15 protein-coding genes and 3 pseudogenes are annotated in these 17932 nt (G+C 69.6%); 7 read left to right on the top strand and 11 right to left on the bottom strand.

The window, feature by feature from the left end; all coding sequences use genetic code 11:
* Positions 1 to 106: 106 nt before the first annotated feature.
* The 5 genes and pseudogenes from sph to GUY60_RS03415 form a co-directional block, all read right to left on the bottom strand.
* Positions 107 to 1048: a sphingomyelin phosphodiesterase gene (sph, locus tag GUY60_RS38760; RefSeq protein ID WP_187369920.1), complete on the bottom strand. Its 942-nt coding sequence runs from the start codon at positions 1046 to 1048 to the stop codon at positions 107 to 109.
* A gap of 3 nt (positions 1049 to 1051) precedes the next feature.
* Positions 1052 to 1768, bottom strand: a pseudogene (locus tag GUY60_RS38755) (SGNH/GDSL hydrolase family protein); the annotation flags it as partial.
* A gap of 354 nt (positions 1769 to 2122) precedes the next feature.
* Complete coding sequence (locus tag GUY60_RS03425; protein WP_246234225.1) at positions 2123 to 4165, bottom strand: neutral/alkaline ceramidase; 2043 nt, start codon at positions 4163 to 4165, stop codon at positions 2123 to 2125.
* Positions 4166 to 4204: 39 nt separating this feature from the next.
* Positions 4205 to 5404 (bottom strand): MFS transporter, encoded by a 1200-nt coding sequence (locus GUY60_RS03420; RefSeq protein ID WP_161693580.1) that lies wholly within the window; start codon positions 5402 to 5404, stop codon positions 4205 to 4207.
* Positions 5405 to 5496: 92 nt separating this feature from the next.
* Positions 5497 to 6444, bottom strand: a complete 948-nt coding sequence (locus GUY60_RS03415; protein WP_312866168.1) for a LysR family transcriptional regulator — start codon at positions 6442 to 6444, stop codon at positions 5497 to 5499.
* A gap of 97 nt (positions 6445 to 6541) precedes the next feature.
* Here GUY60_RS03415 and GUY60_RS03410 point away from each other — a divergent pair, with 97 nt between their 5' ends.
* From GUY60_RS03410 to GUY60_RS03400, 3 genes are all read left to right on the top strand, one after another.
* On the top strand, positions 6542 to 7867 hold the full coding sequence (locus GUY60_RS03410; protein WP_161693576.1) for a D-arabinono-1,4-lactone oxidase: 1326 nt from the start codon (positions 6542 to 6544) through the stop codon (positions 7865 to 7867).
* A 107-nt stretch (positions 7868 to 7974) separates the two neighbouring features.
* A complete protein-coding gene (locus GUY60_RS03405; protein ID WP_161693574.1) occupies positions 7975 to 9189 on the top strand; it encodes an amino acid deaminase/aldolase in 1215 nt (404 codons plus the stop codon).
* A 330-nt stretch (positions 9190 to 9519) separates the two neighbouring features.
* The gene (locus tag GUY60_RS03400) at positions 9520 to 10095 is read left to right on the top strand and encodes a hypothetical protein (protein ID WP_161693572.1); all 576 of its coding nucleotides are present in this window, start codon (positions 9520 to 9522) and stop codon (positions 10093 to 10095) included.
* Positions 10096 to 10950: 855 nt separating this feature from the next.
* Here the strand turns inward: GUY60_RS03400 and GUY60_RS03390 are convergent.
* Positions 10951 to 11318: pseudogene (locus GUY60_RS03390) on the bottom strand (PRC-barrel domain containing protein).
* Positions 11315 to 11809, bottom strand: a complete 495-nt coding sequence (locus GUY60_RS03385; protein WP_161693568.1) for a DUF5994 family protein — start codon at positions 11807 to 11809, stop codon at positions 11315 to 11317. The pseudogene GUY60_RS03390 and the gene GUY60_RS03385 overlap by 4 nt, the downstream one beginning before the upstream one ends.
* Before the next feature lie 268 nt (positions 11810 to 12077).
* Between GUY60_RS03385 and GUY60_RS03380 the strand changes: the two genes are divergently transcribed.
* From GUY60_RS03380 to GUY60_RS03370, 3 genes are all read left to right on the top strand, one after another.
* The gene (locus GUY60_RS03380) at positions 12078 to 12632 is read left to right on the top strand and encodes a DUF5994 family protein (protein WP_161693566.1); all 555 of its coding nucleotides are present in this window, start codon (positions 12078 to 12080) and stop codon (positions 12630 to 12632) included.
* A gap of 4 nt (positions 12633 to 12636) precedes the next feature.
* On the top strand, positions 12637 to 12846 hold the full coding sequence (locus tag GUY60_RS03375; protein ID WP_161693564.1) for a hypothetical protein: 210 nt from the start codon (positions 12637 to 12639) through the stop codon (positions 12844 to 12846).
* 98 nt (positions 12847 to 12944) lie between these two features.
* The gene (locus tag GUY60_RS03370) at positions 12945 to 13217 is read left to right on the top strand and encodes a hypothetical protein (protein WP_161693562.1); all 273 of its coding nucleotides are present in this window, start codon (positions 12945 to 12947) and stop codon (positions 13215 to 13217) included.
* Between the two features lie 498 nt (positions 13218 to 13715).
* On the opposite strand, the gene GUY60_RS38470 is transcribed toward GUY60_RS03370, so the two are convergent.
* The 3 genes and pseudogenes from GUY60_RS38470 to GUY60_RS03360 all read right to left on the bottom strand — a co-directional run bounded on the left by GUY60_RS38470 (position 13716) and on the right by GUY60_RS03360 (position 15860).
* Positions 13716 to 14189, bottom strand: a complete 474-nt coding sequence (locus GUY60_RS38470; RefSeq protein ID WP_246234233.1) for a transposase — start codon at positions 14187 to 14189, stop codon at positions 13716 to 13718.
* Between the two features lie 257 nt (positions 14190 to 14446).
* Positions 14447 to 14743 (bottom strand): annotated as a pseudogene (locus GUY60_RS38750) (helix-turn-helix domain-containing protein); the annotation flags it as partial.
* Positions 14744 to 14963: 220 nt separating this feature from the next.
* Positions 14964 to 15860, bottom strand: a complete 897-nt coding sequence (locus GUY60_RS03360) for a sigma-70 family RNA polymerase sigma factor (protein ID WP_161693560.1) — start codon at positions 15858 to 15860, stop codon at positions 14964 to 14966.
* A 99-nt stretch (positions 15861 to 15959) separates the two neighbouring features.
* On the opposite strand from GUY60_RS03360, the gene GUY60_RS03355 reads away from it, so the two are divergent.
* Entirely contained in the window at positions 15960 to 16739 is a 780-nt protein-coding gene (locus GUY60_RS03355) for an SDR family oxidoreductase (RefSeq protein ID WP_161693558.1), read from the top strand.
* A gap of 204 nt (positions 16740 to 16943) precedes the next feature.
* Here the strand turns inward: GUY60_RS03355 and GUY60_RS03350 are convergent, their stop codons facing one another.
* Positions 16944 to 17357 carry a hypothetical protein gene (locus GUY60_RS03350; protein WP_161693556.1) on the bottom strand — a complete coding sequence of 138 codons (414 nt, stop codon included), beginning with the start codon at positions 17355 to 17357 and terminating at the stop codon, positions 16944 to 16946.
* Positions 17358 to 17932 lie beyond the last annotated feature (575 nt).

Below are 17932 nucleotides of genomic sequence, written 5' to 3'. Positions count from 1 at the left end.
GGCGTGTATGTCTCCTCGTACGCGTCACCGCAGGCTCTGCATCACGGGCCGAAACGGAGGATCGGCGCTGGTGAACAGCGGTCCGGCCGGCATACCCGCTGTCGGATCAGCGGCCGGCCACCACCGGGTAGTGGTCCGAGAGGTCGGTGTACGTGTACACCTTGCCCCCGCTGGTCACGGACCAGGGAGCGCTCCGCTGCCTGACGACCTCATTGGTCCAGGCCGACGGCCGGGCGTGGTCCGCCCGGTGCAGGACGTGGTCGAGGTTCTCGCGCGGGTCGGTGGGGTAGCGCTCGGAGGCGATGGAGTTGTCCTGGGTGTCGAAGGAGTACGGGTGCCCCGTGCGGGTGGCGTCCGCCAAGCCGCCGTCCGCCAGGACCTTGGCGTACTCATCGCTGTGCGAGTCGACGTTGAAGTCACCCGCGACGATCACCTGCTCGTCGGCCGGGATGTCCTTGCCGTCCAAGAAGGCGTCCATCTCCTTGAACTGGGTGCTGCGGATCCGGGCGGGCTCGCCGGTGGCGCAGCTGGGGTCCGTGGCCTGCGCATGGGTGCCGACGACATGCACCTTGGCGCCGTTCACGCTCAATACGGCATACACGAAGCCCTTGTTGGCCTGTGAGTCGGCGCCGCAGGCCTCCTTGTACACGTACTGCTCCTGGCGAAGGACAGGCCACTTGCTGAGCATGGTGACGCCGCCGTCCTCCGGGGTGAGGGACGAGTACGCCCCGCTCGTCGCGTCCCATCCGCTGGTGCTGCGGCCCATCACGGGCGTCTGGTAGGGGTACTGCGCCGCGGAGTTCGACTTGAGGGCCTCGGAGGCCGAGTTGTCGAAGGCCTCCTGGACAACCACGACGTCGTTGCCCTGGTAGAAGGATGCCGCCGGGATCTCCTTCGCCCGGTGGTCCTGGCCCCAGTTGGGGTAGAGCGCCTTGCTGAGGAGGAACGAGTTGTACGTGAGCACCTTCGGGTTCGGCGGATCGGCGCCCGGAGCGGTGGGTGCGGTCGTGACCGCGGCCTCGGCGACGGTGGGAACGGCTTGGCTCATGCCCTCGGCGTTGGGGTGGAAGGGGGCGAAGCCGTTGTTGACGACGGAGGGGAACAAGCCCTCGATCCACTTGGTGGAGGCGGGCCGGCAGGCGTCATGGCCGATGCTCGGCGTGCGCAGGTCCACGTAGGTGGCGCCGTGCGAGTCCGCCTGCTCGGCCATCCGGCGATTCAGCCGGTCCATGTTCGCCTGGACGTAGTCGGCGTCTTCTCCCAGGATCGGGACGAAGGGGTGGCAGCCGCCCGGCTTGAATCCGGTGGGGTAACCGACCATCAGGATGCGTGCTCGGGGAGCGCGTTCGCGGATCTTTTCGATGACCGTGCCGTAGGTGGAGGCGAAGCTGTCGATCTTCTTCGCGTACTGGTCGACGCCGCCCTCGGTGAACCTGTCCTTGCAAGACGCGCCACTGGACAGGAAGTTGGTACAGGCCTGCACGAGACCGACGAGGCCGATGTCGTTGCCGCCGATACCCACGGTGACGAGTGTGGTGTCCTTGCTGAGCGCGTCGTACTGGGGAGCCGCTGTGCCCGAGACATTGCCGGGCTGGGAGTTGGCGAAGTCCTCGGTCCGGGCGCTGCTGCAGGTGACGTCCCGGAACCGGGCCGTGTCCACGTTGAGCCGTTCGGCAAGCAGCGCCGGGTAGTTGACGGACGAGCGGGCGCATGTCAGCAGCTCGCTCTGCGGGAGGACCAACGGGCCCGCGGAGAACGAGTCGCCCATGGCGACGTACTCCTGCGACTGCGGCTCGACGGCCTTGTCCGTGTCCTCGTTCCCTGTCACGGCCTCGGCGCTCCCGGCGAAGCCGGTCAGGGCCACCGCCGCGGCGAGTGCGGAAACCGCGGCCGCGAGCCGCCGTCTGTTCCGGTGCCCGGGTGCATACTGGGGCATGTCTGCCTTCCCACTTGAGCGTGATCTGCCGCGCCCTGTGCAAGGGCGGATCAGCAAGGGCGGATCAGCGGCAATCAGCGGCACGGCACCGCCGCCTGCTGCGCCGGTGCCGTGGCATGGATCGATGCCGGAAGGACAGGAGGTCCCGTCGAGGTCCGGCGCCAACTGGGGCTCTCTGGTCCGGGCTCAGTCCACCGTGAACTGGTGCGATGTCCCGGTGAACGAGGAAATCGCCCCGGTCAGGCCGTTCTTGGCGTCACCGGAGTGCACGATCCGGTAGGTGCCCGACGGTGTGCCTGCCGCGATGTCCCAGGTGATCGTTGCCGTGGATTCCCCCGTCACCGCGTTGGTGCGCTTCCAGCGGTACTTGGTCTGCCAGTCGCCGTCGTCCAAGTAGCGCGTCCAGGCGCCGTCTTGCAGCCTCTGCACCTCGAGGAACGTCTTGCCCACCCGCAGATTGTTCTTCGGGTGTCCGGTGACGAAAACCACCGTCGCGGTCTGCCCCGTGCGATAGCCCGCCTCGGCGTCCGTGAGCACCTGACCGAATCTGCGCGTAAGGCCGGGGGTGTCGAGCACCACACCTGGCTGCAGGTTCAGTTCGCCGAGGGCCGGCTTCGGTGGCCGAGGGCCAGGAGGAAGAGAGGCACCCGTGCTCAACGCCGAGGCCAGCTTGGCGAATTCCTGTTGGTAGGCGGGCGTGGTGTACCGGCCGAAAAGCGTGGACGCGCCCTCGTAGTGCTGGGCCTCGTACTCCTCGGGCGTGGCGACGTACTGGCTGTAGCCGTTCGTGTAGCCCTGCATCAGCACGTTCCGCAGCGGCACGCCGAGCTCCTTCGCGACGGCGCGGCGAATGCGCAGCCCGGCCACGATGGTGTACTCCGCCGGACCGCCTACGAGGTACAGCTGGCCGATCTTGAGGAGCTGCAGAGGGAGCACGTTCGGCGTCGCCCCGAGCAACCCGCCGGGGATGACGGACGTCTTGGGCGACTGTTCGTCGGCGAGCCACTGCGGAACCGCGTCATTGATCCGGTCGATCAGCGGAGCCAGCGGGGACGGCGTGCCCTCGAACAGGCCCGGGATGCCCGGCCCGTCCTCCGTGCTGCCCGCCAGCATGGACAGGCCGATGACGCCGGAGCTGGTGTGATGCTTCCTGCTGTCCGGGGTGTACCGGCCGTCGACCTGGACCTGTGACATGTCGACGTAACGCATCCGGGAGTCGATGCTGCCGCTGATCGCGGTGTCGGCACCGTCGTAGATCTTCTTGGCGGCGGCGAACTGCCGGGTCCCGATGATCCGCGTGTTCTCGAACTCGTCCTCGGTCGGTCCTGATCCTGGCTTCAGGTTGAGGTTCGGCGACATGTCCCCGGAGTTCGTCTGCGGGAAGGCTGCCACGAATCCGGGGGAGTGGTCGAGGTAGCGCACGCCTTCGGCGTCGTGCTCCCACGCGTACGCGGCATAACCCTTGTTGTCGCCGCTGATCAGCGTGTTGGTGTTGGTCATGGACGTGGGGTGGGTGGGAAACCAGCTGATCGCGCCCACATCGGCGCCGCCCTGCCGGAAGCGCAGCACGGTCATCGCGGGGTCGATGCCCTGCGGGAAGGAGTCCTTGTCCGACTGAGGGTTCCGGTCGAAGGCGGCACGTGAACGGTTGACGCTCGCGTTGGTCAACTCACCGTGGCCGAGGGAGATCGTGCCCGGTCCGAGGTCGGCGTGGGCGGCCGTGATCGCCTCGACGATGCCGGACACCACGGCGTCGAAGTTCTCCCGCTGAAACCCGAGCATCGACAGGTTGTACGCGAGGTCGTGACTGCACCCGCCGGGGCCGGCGTGCGTGTGGGTCGCGCTGAGCGACACGTTCTGCTCGGTGTAGGTGGTGCCGAACGACTCGGCGAGCTTCGCCAGTACAGCCTGGAACACCGCGACCGGCAGGATGCCCTGGTCGGCGCTGCACCAGGCGACGCGGTTGCCGCCGGTGCGGTCGACGATCACGAACGCGCGTGCACGCAGCCGCTGGTGGATGCCGGTGGTCTGCTGCTGGGGCATCGAATAGCCCATCATGCCGCTCTCGGCCGCGGCCCCGGTGATGTCGGAAATGCCTCGACCGACGAGGTACGGGGCGGACGCGGACGCTGCGGCCGCAGCGGTCTGTCCGCTGCCGAGTGCCAGCACACCCCCGGCCGCGACCATCATCTGCAGGCCTCGCCTGCGGGTGAACTCGGGTGTTCCCATGACGATCGTCTCCACGGTGTTGAGGTGAGCTGGTTGCGGTCAGCTGATCGGGTTCAGGGGGCGGCCGGCCGGTTGCCGGTCCGCGGTGACGCCCTCACGGAGCGCCGAGACGGCCGGCAGGCCGAGCAGAGCGAGTACCGCGAGCAGAAGGAAGGCCGGAGCAGGGCGGTGGACGAGGTGGCCGACGACGGTGGCGATGACGAGGCCGCCCACGTTGCCTGCCATCCAGATGAGGCCGGTGGCGGTGCCCGCTGCCTCCCCCGTGCGGCGTTCGGTCAGTTCCAGGGCGATCGGGAGGCCCGGAAGCAGGACGAAACCGATCAGGGTGAGGGAGAGGAAGCCGACCGCGACGCCTGGTGCGGCCGCGAGCGTGGCGACAGCGGCGCTCGTCACGAGCAACCCCCCGGCGAGTACGCCGAGTTCCTTGCGGAACCTGGCGGCAAGGACGGGTACGACCGCGCAGCCCGCGACGCCCGCGACGACGTTGACCAGCAGGATCAGGCTGGCCGTCGCCGCACTGACACCCGCCGGGGCCAGGAGCGCCTGCGCGAACGTGGTGAGCGCGATGAAGACGCCGAACGGAATGAAGGCGAAGGCGCACAGACGGCGGATGAAGCCGTCGGACCAGGCGACTCGGAGGGCGCTCAGCCCGGCCGACGGCGCCACATGCCGATGTGCGACCGGCCGGCCAAGGGTGAGCAGGAGGGCGAGTGCGGCGACGGCCGAGAACGCGGCGCCCCCGGCGGTGAGAGTGGCGAGCCCGTCGGCTCCGGGAAAGAGCGCGGCCAGGACGAAGGCGATGACCATTCCGGCGAAGGTGGCGGCAGTACCGGCCGCGATGCCGGTGGGGCGGTGCCGTTGGGCGAGGTAACGGCCGGTGAGGCCGGTAAGGGCGTTGAGGACGAGAGGCTGCGCCACAGCGACGACGATCTGGCCTGCGAGGAGCCACAGGTAGGTGTCACCGACAAGACGCAGAACCGCGCCGACGGCGGTGAGAACGGCTCCGGCGGCCAGACCGCCGCGGAACCAGCGGTCCAGGACAAGACCCGCCGGGATGGCCAGGACGACGTACAGGAGCGGGAAGACCTGGGCGAGCCAGCCGATGGCGGCCTCGGAGACGCCGTAGTGCGACGCGGCCACCGTGGTGACGCCCGCGTAGGTGAGCCAGAGGATCTGGGTCGCGGCCCCGACACATGCGTAGGAGACGATGACCGACCAGCGACTCTGTGAATCAGCCAAAGCACTGCCCTCCACCGGGCTCCTGCAGGTCCGTGGTCGCAAACCGTAGGGAGCCTGAAGGCAGCGGGTGAAACAACTGTTTGGGAAGCGACCTACAAGGGCTGGTTGTGAGTGGACGGGAACGGCCGCTCGATGGAGCTGACCACGGCCGTCTCGGCGGCCCCGACCTCTCGCGTCACCTGCAGGAACCACTCCACCGCCGCAGCGAGGTGCCCTCGCCGCCAGGCCACCGCGAGCGTGGAGCCGCAAGCACCGTCGAGCGGGACATATCGAACGCCCGCGTGCGGCGTGTAGCGCGCCGCGCCGGCGACGGTGACGGCACAGGCCCGGCCGGCCGCGACCACCTCCATCTCCTCGGTGTGGGAACTGGTCAGCGTGACCACGCGCGCCGCATCCCCGCCGCGATGGGCGTCCAGCGTCCACTGACCCCGCCAGGCGGCATCCTCCGTCCGGCCGACGACGAGGGGCTCACCCGCCATCTCGGCGACGGGGATGCTCGTACGTCCGGCCCACCGGTGGCCACTCGGCAGCGCGGCGACCAAGGGCTCCACGAACAGCGGCTCGGACTCGATGTCCGGCGCGGAGATCGGCAGGCGCACGAGAGCGACGTCGGACGAGCCGTCGGCAAGACCGGCGGAAGGGTCGGCGAAGCCGTACTCCCGCATGTCCAGGCGGATGCCGGGATGACGACGCCCGAACTCGGCCACGATCAGCGAAGTCAGCTCCAGCGCGGCGCCGATCACAAAGCCGAGCTTCACCGTCCCGCTCTCGCCGCGGTCCGCCGCACGGGCCGCTTCCACCCCCACGTCGAGTGCTGCGAGGGACTGACGGGCCGCGGTCAGCAGGGCCTCACCGGCCGGGGTGAGCTCCACGCTGCGCGTGGTGCGGCGCAGCAGCCGGACGCCGATGTCGCCCTCGAGCTCCCGGATCTGCTTGCTCAGCGCCTGCTGGGTGACGTAGAGGCGGTTGGCGGCACGACTGAAGTGCAGCTCCTCCGCCACGGCGACGAAGTACCGCAGTTTTCGGCTGGAGACATCCACAACCAGGGAGTGTAAGTGCACGCTCATCTTGCTGTTTCTCACCGTGCAACGGCGCCCCTACGTTGCTGGAAACACCACCCGAGGCGACAGGAGTGGCATGAGCGCGACCAGCACGGAATGGCGGAACTGGAGCGGCAGCGTGCGGAGCAGCCCCGCGCGTGTGGTCGCCCCCGCGAGCACCGAAGAGGTGGCCGCCGCGCTCAAGGACGCCGGCCGCGACGGCCTGCGCGTCAAACCCCTGGGTTCCGGCCACTCCTTCTCACCGGTCGCCGCGACCGAAGGTGTGATGCTGCGCATGGACCGGCTCGACGGCCTCCTCTCCGTCGACCGTGCGAGCGGTCTGGTCACGGTGCAGGGCGGAATGCCCCTGTACCGGCTCAACCCGCTCCTCGCCGAGCACGGCCTCGCCCTGGAGAACATGGGCGACATCGACCGGCAGACGATCACCGGAGCCATCTCCACGGGAACGCACGGCACCGGCGTCGGCTTCGGCAGCATCTCCACCCAACTGCGGGCCATGACCCTGGTCCTCGCCGACGGCTCGACCGTCCACTGCTCCGCCGACGAGCGCCCGGAGCTGTTCGCCGCCGCCCGTGTCGGGCTCGGAGCGCTCGGCGTGATCACCAGCGTGACCCTCCAGTGCGTCCCGGCCTTCGCGCTGCGGGCCGTCGAGGAGCCGATGCCACTGGACCAAGTCCTCGACGAACTCGATGACTTGGTGGACGGCAACGACCACTTCGAGTTCTTCTGGTTCCCGCACACCAGAACGGCGCTGACCCGGCGTCTGACCCGCCTCCCCGCGGACACTCCGCTCCAGCCCGTCGGGCGCCTCCGGGCCTGGTTCGACGACGAGTTCGTCACCAACACCGCCTTCGAAGGGCTGCTCCGCCTGGGCACCGCGTACCCCCGCACGGTCCCCGGCATCACCCGCCTTGTCACGGGCGCGCTCTCCGGCCGCGAGTTCACCGACGCCTCGCACCGCGTCTTCGCCTCCCGGCGTGATGTGCGCTTCCACGAGGGTGAATACGCCTTCGCCCGGGAGCACGCCGCCGATGTCATCCGCAGGATCGCCCGCTGGGTGGACACCCACGACGAGAAGGTCGCCTTCCCCCTCGAAGTGCGGTTCGTCGCCGCCGACGACATCCCGCTCGCCCCGACGTACCGGCGCACCAGCGCCTACATCGCGTTCCACCAGTACCACCGGATGCCCTACCAGGGGTACTTCGACGCCGTCCAGGACATCTTCGACTCCGTGGACGGCCGCCCGCACTGGGGCAAGATGCACCGCCTGGACGCGGCGCGCCTGCGGACCCGCTACCCGCGCTTCGACGCATTCGTCGCGCTGCGCGACGCACTCGACCCCACCGGCGTATTCCGCAACGACTACCTGGACACCGTCCTGGGCGCCCCCTCTGCCGGCTAGGAGAGAGACCATGTCCGTACTCGCGTCACACCGACCCGCACTCGCGTCACACCGACCCGCCACCGGCGAGGTCCTCGCCCACATACCGCACGGCAGGGGCTGAGCCGATGCCGGAAGCACACACCACCCCCGCCGGATTCGCCGCACTGGAGCGGGCGACCAAGGACCTTCAGCCGCCGTTTGCCGTGGTCGACCTCGGCGCCCTGCGCCACAACGCGGCCAGCATGCGGCGCCGCGCCGCCGGCAAGCCCATCCGCCTGGCCAGCAAGTCGGTACGCTGCCGCGCCCTGCTCCGCTCGGTGCTCGAACTGCCCGGCTACCAGGGCATCCTGGCCTTCACGCTGCCCGAAGCACTCTGGCTCGCCGACGAGTTCGACGAGTTCGACGACGTGCTCATCGGCTACCCGACTGCGGACACCCAGGCCCTGCGCCGTCTCGCGGCGGACGAGCGGCTCGCCTCCCGGATCACGCTGATGGCGGACTGCGAAGAGCACCTGGATCTGCTCGCCACGGCTGCCGAGGCGGGCGCGCACCCGCTGCGCGTCTGCCTCGACCTCGACGCCTCCCTGCGCATGTTCGGCGGCCGCTTCCACTTCGGAACACGACGCTCCCCGCTGCACGCCCCCGCACAGGCCCGCGCCCTCGCCCGCGCGGTCCAGGCCCGCACCGGGCTGCGGCTGGTCGGCGTGATGTCGTACGAAGCGCAGATCGCCGGGGTCGGCGACAACGCTCCAGGTCCGGCACTGCAACGCGCCGCCATCCGCTCACTGCAGCGTGTGTCCCGCGACGAACTTGCCCGCCGCCGCGCCGCCGCGATCGAGGCCGTGCGCTCCGTGGCACCACTGGAGTTCGTCAACGGCGGCGGAACGGGCAGCCTGGAGAGCACCTCCGCCGAACCGGCCGTCACCGAGCTCGGCGCGGGCTCCGGACTCTACGGGCCCGTCCTGTTCGACATCTATGCCGGCTTCCGCCCCCGCCCGGCCGCGTTCTTCGTGCAACCCGTCGTCCGCCGCCCGACGCCCGGCCTGGCCACGCTCCTCGGCGGCGGCTGGGTCGCATCGGGAGCGGCGGGGTCCGACCGTCTGCCCACACCGGTGTGGCCGACCGGCCTGCGCCTGACCCGCATGGAGGGCGCCGGCGAGGTGCAGACCCCGCTGACCGGCCCCGGCGCCGCCCGCATCGGAGTGGGGGACCGGGTCTGGCTCCGCCACACCAAGGCCGGCGAACTCTGCGAGCGCGTCAATCTTCTGCATCTGGTCGAGGACGACCGGATCGTCGAATCCGTTCCGACCTACCGGGGTGAGGGCCAGGCCTTCCTCTGACTCCCAATTGCCCCTGCGAGTCACTGGGGCCTGTCTCGTCCGCCGGACCAGGGCCCACACCTCCCTGCCTGGGACACCAGCGGTTCGGGAAGCGGCTCCGGGGAAACGGACTGGCCGAAAGACCGGCACCGCGCCCCGGCCGACTTCACCAGCAGACCTCACTCGATCGCCTGGGCCTGGTTGCGGCCAACGGGCCCTGGCATCGCGGCGGAGCGTCAACTCGGCCGCAGCAACCCCCTTGTAGCGACCGGTTCGACTGCGCGGCGAGACGCGGCGGCCGTGGGTCCGGCATCGTGGGATCCGTATCGCCATCGGGACACTGGAGGGGCCATGGCGTGGACCACGGAGGAGTTCGGGAAGTCCCACGACGGCTGGGTGGGCGCCCTTCTCCCGGACGGAACCGAACCGAAGCAGGTGTACCTGGACCCGGGGAGCGGGGCCAACTTCCATGAGACGCGCGAGTGGTGGGCCTACCGGGGCATCTTGAACAGGCCCATGGCCGCGAGGGTCCGTGGCGCGTGCTCGTGCGGGTGGCGGGGCGAGACGCAGTATCCGATCGACTGGGATCAGATCGGCTCCTTCGTGCAGGACTTCCCCTCACCCGAACCGTTGACTGACTGGGAGCAGCACCTGGACGAGGTGGAGGCGCGCACCATCCCGCTGCCCGACGAGCTGACCACGCTGCTGGAGCAGGTCGAGGAACGCTTGGAACTCCTCGTACAGGACTCTCCACTTGCCGTCCTCAAGGCTGTGGCCGCACTGGAGCGGGCGACCAAGCGCTTCGGACGCCAGGCCGCCGCCTACACGGAGGCGGACGGGCTGTCGGACGAGACCGTCGCGACGGCTCTTGGCCTGTCAGCAGCGGACGCCCAGTCCCGGCTGCTGCGCTATCACTTGACCCGATAGCGCGGCGCCGTCCTTGTCTTGCTCGTCGCCCACTTTGGAGGCACGCCAGCAGTCGGTGCACTCCTGCTTGGCGAGCCACTCGGCGAAGCCCGCAGGACGGTCGGCTGCCCGATCGGAACGGTGCACTCCAGGCGCGGCGCTGCCGGAGGGGAGCGGTGAGGTAGCCGTACCGGTGCTCCCGTTCGGAACCACCGTCCGCAGGCGGGAAGGACGTCGCGCTGATCCACGCGAGGATGCGTGGTCCCTCCTGCTCGAAGGTGATGAGGGCGTTATCGATGTGCATGGGCTTTTGCCGTTGCCGGACGACCCCGGGGCGACGGCGTGAGCCGCAGGCGCGTGGAGGCTGGAAGGGGAGTGGTGGCCCATGAGCATCCGGCGATCGGCCGGTTGGTGCTGCCGCGACTCGGTGCCAGGAGCGTCAGCGGGAACGACCAGGGGCTGGCGGCGACGCCGGTGGCGCAGGAGGCGAGCGGCCAGCACCCCGCGGTTGCCGGAAGCGGACGGGGTGAGGGCCACCCGCCGAGCCTGGGGGCCCGTCGCCTCCACCCGGCCCGGCTGCCGCGAACTCGCATGCACCACCGGCAGCGAGGCCGCCTGCCTATGCACCACCGGTAGCGAGGCCGCCTGCCTACGCGACTACGAGGCGATACGTATCCGGATCGGGATCGCCTGTCCCGACGGCCGTGAGGAACGCGGCCTGAGCCTCGACGAGTGCATGAACGTCCCCTACGGGCGCACGGCCGTACGCCAGGTCCACCGCGCCACCGGCCACCCCGATCCTCGGTGCACGATCGCGATGATGATCAGGGCCAGGCAGAGCGTCATGAGGGCTGCCCCCTCGGTCGGTTGGGAAGCTCAGCAGCGGGCCGGCTGGCGTTCGCCGTTCGCCCCTGGCTGGTAGGGGAGGTCGTAGCGCCGGAAGACCGCCTCCTCGTCCTCGGCGGGAAGTACGTCGTCGCTGCCGATCGAAGGGCACTGCTTCACCAGAGCCTTGTCATGGGCGACCTCCACGTAGCCCGGCCCCACCGTCGCACCGTCAGGTCGCACTGTTAGGGGGACGAACACCAGACGGTGTCGGGTGGGCAGGCCGAAGCGGATCGTGGCCATGGCCGGCTCGGTGCTGGTGTCGACGTGAACCGCCTCCAGTGCTCACCGATCCCGTGGCCCCGCGCGTCCGCCACGTCGTGGGTTCTCCACTCACGGCTGTCTGCCATCTGGATCACGTCGACTCCTGACGGTGTGCCGCTGGTTCGGGAAGCGTGGCGACAAGGATCTCGGCGGCCTGGGTGACGTTGTCGGCTCGGACCGCACGGGCCATGGCGTCACGTGCCGCGTCGGGTGTCGTGTCCGGCGGCACCACCAGGAGGACGAAGTGGTCGTTGTCGCCACGGGTGATGAGGGCGGTGTCGTCGCCGACCGGGAAGGAATCGAGCCGCACGACACGGTCGTCGACGATCACACGCGTCGGGACCTCCTCCCAGGCGTCCGTGTCCAGGCCGACGCGCGTGACGGGGCCGAGGTGTGCGGTGAGCGCCCGGATCAGGTCGGGCAGCTCGGTCGCGATGTCGCGGGAGCGGGGCCACCAGGCGCCGTCGAGGACGCCTTCGCGGGAGTGGGTCGTCTGCAGCCGGAGCAGGGCCGTGCCGGGTTTCACCGCTCGGTGGATCTCGTCCGGAAGGAGCTTCCGAGGGGTGGGAGTGTCGGATTCGGCCATGGTGGTCCGCCTGCCTGCGCGGGGCCGCCGACACCTCATGGCCGACGAGATACCGCCGTGGTCACACGGTACTCCGGGCCTGCGGTCATGCCCGCGGCCATCGGCCGGGCGGTGAAATCGCCTGGTCAGAACGGCTCGTCCGCCCACCGGCCGGAGTACGCTGAAGGTACCGGGAGTAACTCGAACACCCGCTCCCACGCGGACGTCGTTTCCGGCGATCATGGCACTGGGCCGCCCTGCAGGACGGCCCAGAGACGGGTCCGCGATCATGACCACCAACGCCGCACCCCTGCTTTCGGCGCGCCTGTCGCTGACACCGAAGACCGCACTCGCCGGCCTCTTGGATGGCGCCTGGTGGCCTCGTTCGCGTGACCTCACCGCCGAACTTCCGCCCTTGGCCGACGCGCTGGAGAAGCGGTACGGACGCATCACACGCGTCACGGTGAACCCCAGCCGCTGGCCCGTCATCCCGCACAAGGTTCCCGTCACCGGGCACACCGTGCACGTCGGCTGGTTCACCGAACAGGATCCCGACAAGGTGATCCTGCTCTCCTACACCGTCAGCCGCTGCGACCTGCTGGTGATCCCACCCGAGACCGAACCCGCTGCGGCCGCCCGGCTCATGGCCGCCGCCGCCATCCCCGGCAGCGTCCTGGCTGCCGGTGCCCTGATGTCCGAGGAGGCCGCGACCGGCCGCCGTATGCGGGACGCCCGCAGCAGCGAGGACGCCTGGGAAGCCGACGGCGGGTCCGCCCTGCCGCCACTCCGGCACCCGGTCGACGGAGCACGGATGATCATGATGCAGAGCAAGCCGTGGAGGTGACGTCATGGAGACCCTGATCGTGCTTGCGGCAGTCGCCCTGCTGATCGCGCTCGGCACGCGCCTGATCCACCGGCTCAATGCCCAGCACGACGCACGCATCGCGGCCCACCACTACGGCGAACCCTTCCCGGCCACCTCCCGGCCGCCCGGCTACAGCCGGCACACGCCGGCAGCGCAACCCTCTCGCCGCAGGCTCACGGGCACCTGGCCGTGAGCCCCCCGGACCACTCCTCCTCCAGAAGGCCGCGGGTGGGGCACCCGACACCCGGGACAATCCACCCTCCGGCCTCTCGCGCATGAAAGGACTCGGTCATGGCGACACTCCGCGAGCGACAGGTCTACCGCGAACGGGTCCTGACCGCCCTCTACGAAGCCACCGAAGGCAACCGTCTCCTCGGAGTCCCGGGGCGGAAGCTGCGGAACGACCTGCGCATCCCGGACGAGGACCTGGCCGCCGCCTGCACCTACCTCGCCGGCGAGGACCTGATCACCGTCGACTGGGAACCGGGCAACACACCCGCGATGGTCTCCCTCAGCCACCAGGGAATCCGGCGCATGGAGGCCGAGGAGGAAGAACGCGGCTGAGCCGGACTGCCCACGGGCCCGCTCTCCCTCTCGGCCCGTCCGGCCCGCAGTCGTAGAATGGAACGTGGATCGAGCACGCTCACGTGCGGAGATCCGGAAGGGCGGCCTCAGCGGAGTGAATGCGCTGGGGCCGTTGTGACGACCGTCGCCATGAGGCCCGCGCACTCGATGTCATGTCGCCGCCCGGTGCTGGTGGGAAGCCCTGCGCCTCTGGACCACATACCCCGGTCACGCCCCGGTACGGACGGCCTGCACCTGCAACCACGAGCAGCCGACGCCCGTGCAGGTCGCGATGGCTCAGGCGGCGGTGTCGCAGCAGCGTATGGGGTACCGGGCCTCGGGACTGGTGCGGAACGCCTTCTACTTGAGGGGCAGCTTGGGGACTCCCCCCGGTGGATCGACGGGGGCAGTGTCCCGTTCGACCCGAGGAAATAGCGCATGACCGCCGGTGTGCGGGACCCGCTTCGCCCTGGGCCACGGACACCGCAGGGACGCGGTCTATGACCGGCCCGCGGTGAACTTCCACCGGAACGGCTGTGCCGTGGCGTTGTAGCGATGTTCGAATGCTCGGAGCCGGTCCCGGACCTCGTCGAGGTTTGTGAAGTCGTTGGGCGTCACGACCTTGCGCTGCACGATGGAGAAGAAGATCTCTACCTGGTTCAGCCAGGAGGCGTGGACAGGAGTGTGGACCATGACGGCGTTCGGGAACCTGGCGGCCAGGCGGTGTATCGCTGACTTGCCGCGGTGCGAGCAGCCATTGCCAACGATCCAGAACACGCGTTTCGCACTCGTGTAGGGCTCGCTGGCCGTCACTTGCTCGACCAGTTTCATGAACGGCACGATGCCGGTGCTCCGTTCACAGTGGCCGAAGACTTCGGCCCGGTGGATGTCGTAGGCGGCCAGGTAGGCCAGGGCGCCGCCGCGCCCGTAGGTGTGGTTGACGCGCATCGCGCGGGCCTGGCCCGGGGCCAGGGTGGGATGGCAGCGACAGCGGGCTTGGATGGAGGTCTTCTGATCTGCGGAGATGACGTACTCGTCTTCGCCGAGCGGGACGCCGTCGAGGATGCGGGCGTACAGGTCCAGGACCCGTTGAGCGGTGGCGCGGAAGTTCGGGTCGCGGATGAAGATCCAGGAGCGGTGTTGCCAGGGCTTGAGCGCGTCGTCCTTGAGTCAGCGGCGCACCGTGGAGGCGGAGATCGTCTCGGTGATGGCCGGGGGGCCTCGCGCGCGAGCTCCGGGCATGACCAGCGTGAGAGCGGAGTTCCAGTCTCGGTGGGCAACTGACAGGCCAGCGCCTTGACTTCGGCGATCTGCAGCCAAGGGAACGTCGGCGGCCGCCCCGACCGCTTGCGGTCGGCCAGGGCAGACACCCGGTCGGCCGCGAACCGGCAGCGCCAGCTACGCACGGTGTCCACGTGTAGGCGGGTTTCGGCGGCGATCCGGGCGTTGCCGCGGCCCCGTGCCGCCAGGAGCACGATCGTCGCCCGCCGGCGTGCCTGGTGCGGGGTCTTGTGGCCGTAGGCCATCTTCTTGAGCCGGTGGCGCTCGGAAGCGGTCAGCTCCACGGGAACGGCAGAGCACGTGGGCATGGAAGGAGGGCGGCCCATCTCTCGGCGGCGTGGACGGCAGTAACGGGGCCGACTTCACTATCTGTGTCGTCAAGATGTAGGGGCACCCCGTTACCGTCTTTACCGTCTTCGTGGCCCGCAACGGGGCTCCTGGCCCCGGGACCCGAGCCCGCACAGCTCAGGCGGCGCCGTCCAGCACCGCGACCTCCAGTCCGCCCAACCGCGCCGGCTCCGCGATGACCTCGATCTTCGCGATCCGGTCGTCGTCGGTGACGGTGAAGGCGAGGACCAGCCGCAGCCGCCCCTGCGGCGCCATCGCAAGCCCCACCGCCCCGTCGAGCAGCGCGAGGCCCGTGAACCGGGCACGTCCCGTCGCCGCCATCGCGCCCTGCGCCACCGTGCTGGCCCCGCTGACGAAGATGGGCTCGGGGGTGGGGACGACCATCTTGTCGGCGTGCAGCACCACACCGGGGTGGAGCAGCGCGACCAGGGCCTCGAAGTCGCCGCTCCGGGTCGCCGCCAGGAAGGCCTCGGCCACCTTGTGCTGGCGACCCAGGTCCGGCGCGGGCACTGCGGCGGCGTTGCCTTTGACGCGGCGCCGGGCGCGGCTGGCGAGTTGGCGTACCGCGGCGGGAGTGCGCTCCAGCATCGGGCCGACCTCGTCGAAGGGCACCTGGAACATGTCGTGCAGTACGAAGGCCAGCCGCTCCGGTGGGGCCAGCGTGTCCAGGACCACCAGCATGGCCACGCCCACCGCGTCGGCGAGCAGCGCCTCCTCTTCCGGGTCGGCCACGTCCTTCTGGGCGCGGGCCGGGTCGGGAACGTAGGAGTCGAGGGGATCCTCGCGGCGGTTGTCGCGCGAGCGCAGCATGTTCAGGCAGAGCCGGGAGAGCACCGTGGTGAGCCAGGCGCCGAGGTTCTCGACGTCGCTCGTGTCGGAGCGGTTGAGGCGTATCCAGGCCTCTTGGACCGCGTCTTCGGCCTCGCTCAACGAGCCGAGCATCCGGTAGGCGACCGCGCGCAGCCGGGGGCGTTCCTCCTCAAAAAACGAGATCAGCGATGCGTTCTCGTTCATCTGTCACATTCCTCGGTCGCGGTGGGTCGTAAGAGCAGACGACGAAAATTTAGCGGCCCTGCTGGGAGTTGCACCCCCGGCTCGAACTCTGGAGCAATCATGACGACATCGACGATCCTGGTCACCGGTGGTACCGGAACACTCGGCAACCACGTTCTCCCACTCCTTGTCGAGGCCGGCCGCACGGTGCGGGTGCTCAGCCGGAACCCGCGGGAGAACAAGAACGGCGTCGAGTACGTCGCCTGCGATCTCCTCGAGGGGGACGGCATCGACGCCGCGCTTGAGGGTGTGGAGACAGTGCTGCACCTGGCGGGCGGGCCCAAGGGCGACGACGTGGCGACCCGGAATCTGGTGGCGGCCGCCCAACGGGTCGGGACCGTCAGGCACTTGGTCTATATCTCGGTGATCGGCTCGGACACCGTGCCGCTCGGCTACTTCAAGGCCAAGCTCGACTCGGAGCAGGCGATCGCGGACTCGGGCATTCCGTTCACGACGCTGCGGGCCGCCCAGTTCCACGACCTGGCGCTGAAGGTGGTGGAGAAGATGGCCAAGATGCCGGTGGTGCCGTCGCCTGGAGGGCTGCGCTGGCAGCCGGTCGACTCGCGCGAAGTGGCCGCCCGCCTGGTCGAGTTGACGCTGGCCGTACCGGCCGGCCGAGTACCCGACCTGGCCGGGCCCGGCGTGTACTCGCTGGGCGAGCTGGCCCGCGGCTACCTCGGGGCCCGCGGCAAGCGGCGTCCCCTGCTGCCGGTGCGGTTGCCCGGGAAGGTCGGCAAGGCCTACCGGGGCGGGGACAACCTCGTACTTGAAGGGGCCACCGTGGGCGCGCGGAGCTGGGAGGACTTTCTGGCCGAGCGGGTTGCCGAGCGGGTTGCTTAGCCGGACCGACGCGGGGCCCCGACGACGGTGATCGCCGGGGCTCCTCGTCCGCTGACCTCCACCTCAACGGCCGACTCTGAAATCGCCCTGGATGAGACCCGGCGGAACGTCTTCGTCGCTCAGGTCAACACCCGAAGGACTTCCGGAGCCGACCACTAAGAGTTGTCCCGCTAAGCGTTGTCCCGCAATCCCGCGAGGTGAGGGTCATGCGGTGTCCGGGTCGGTGCCGATGGCACCGGCCGAGTGAAGCGAACGTCCGAGGTCTCCGGTGAGGATGCGGGGGTGGCGCCGCCACCACCACAGGTCGGGACCGGGCAACCTGTGGAACTTGTCGAGTGCTTGGCCGTCGTCGTCGATGGTCGCGGCCTTGTATCGGCCGTCCAGGCCTTTGATCTGCGGGGTCCAGAGCTGGACGATGTGTTCGTCCAGCAGGAGCCATGCCTCGTGCAGCCAGTTTCGGCAGTAGAGGTCGTTGGTGTACTCGTCGATGTCGTCGCCGTAGCCGCGCTCGATGGAACTCACCAGCGCGGCCCACGCGTTCACCATCTCAGTGACGGTGAATGCCGTCCGCCAGCCGCGCTGGTGCAACAGCTCTCCTACCTCGGTTTCCGTAGCCACGGGCGTGAGGCTCTCATGCCGAATCCGTGCGGGCGACTGAGATATGTCCCGGCAGAGACCAGCAAGCGTCGCAGCGTGATCAACGCCCGATCGAGGACCGGGCACTGAAGGAGCAGGCACGTGGATCTCCTGGGCACAAGGGCCCGGGTCTGGAGGGGCGGGCTGGTGCCCCTAGCTCGAAGGCGAGCGGCACTGCGAGGACCCGGTGAGTGGGCACTCAGGGACAGAGTCCGCAGATTCTGGGATTTGGAACTGCCGGAGATCGCTGATACGCGCCGTTGCTCGCCCAGGGAGCCCAGATCGCCGACGGAAGGAAGGGCACCGGTGTCCCGCCGCAGCGGGACACCGGGCGGTCAGCAGTGGGGATTCTCGGTCGGCCGGTCAGCCTCGGTAGCGGCCTGGAGCAGCTCGGTGAGGTTCTCCGGCTCGGAGGACCGGTGCGCGGTCACACGCGGCGGGCGGGCCGCAGAGTGTCAAGGCATGAACATGTCATACAAGCGGCAAGTGGCACCTCTGGCCTGCGGCGTCCGGTTGTAGCTCAGGCCGATGTCCGGGCGGAGTGGGGGGTCGAAGAC

This window comes from Streptomyces boluensis, from assembly GCF_009908195.1.
In the GTDB taxonomy this organism is placed as follows: domain Bacteria; phylum Actinomycetota; class Actinomycetes; order Streptomycetales; family Streptomycetaceae; genus Streptomyces; species Streptomyces boluensis.
This window is presented reverse-complemented; position numbering and strand designations above follow the sequence as displayed.

What these genes read in the sequence shown, in the direction of transcription:
- GUY60_RS03410 (WP_161693576.1), top strand. Translation starts at nt 6,542, where the DNA reads ATGAGCGCGACCAGCACGGAATGGCGGAACTGGAGCGGCAGCGTGCGG.
- GUY60_RS03400 (WP_161693572.1), top strand. Translation starts at nt 9,520, where the DNA reads ATGGCGTGGACCACGGAGGAGTTCGGGAAGTCCCACGACGGCTGGGTG.
- GUY60_RS03405 (WP_161693574.1), top strand. Translation starts at nt 7,975, where the DNA reads ATGCCGGAAGCACACACCACCCCCGCCGGATTCGCCGCACTGGAGCGG.
- GUY60_RS03370 (WP_161693562.1), top strand. Translation starts at nt 12,945, where the DNA reads ATGGCGACACTCCGCGAGCGACAGGTCTACCGCGAACGGGTCCTGACC.
- GUY60_RS03385 (WP_161693568.1), bottom strand. Translation starts at nt 11,809, where the DNA reads ATGGCCGAATCCGACACTCCCACCCCTCGGAAGCTCCTTCCGGACGAG.
- sph (WP_187369920.1), bottom strand. Translation starts at nt 1,048, where the DNA reads ATGAGCCAAGCCGTTCCCACCGTCGCCGAGGCCGCGGTCACGACCGCA.
- GUY60_RS03425 (WP_246234225.1), bottom strand. Translation starts at nt 4,165, where the DNA reads ATGGGAACACCCGAGTTCACCCGCAGGCGAGGCCTGCAGATGATGGTC.
- GUY60_RS03375 (WP_161693564.1), top strand. Translation starts at nt 12,637, where the DNA reads ATGGAGACCCTGATCGTGCTTGCGGCAGTCGCCCTGCTGATCGCGCTC.
- GUY60_RS03355 (WP_161693558.1), top strand. Translation starts at nt 15,960, where the DNA reads ATGACGACATCGACGATCCTGGTCACCGGTGGTACCGGAACACTCGGC.
- GUY60_RS03380 (WP_161693566.1), top strand. Translation starts at nt 12,078, where the DNA reads ATGACCACCAACGCCGCACCCCTGCTTTCGGCGCGCCTGTCGCTGACA.
- GUY60_RS03360 (WP_161693560.1), bottom strand. Translation starts at nt 15,860, where the DNA reads ATGAACGAGAACGCATCGCTGATCTCGTTTTTTGAGGAGGAACGCCCC.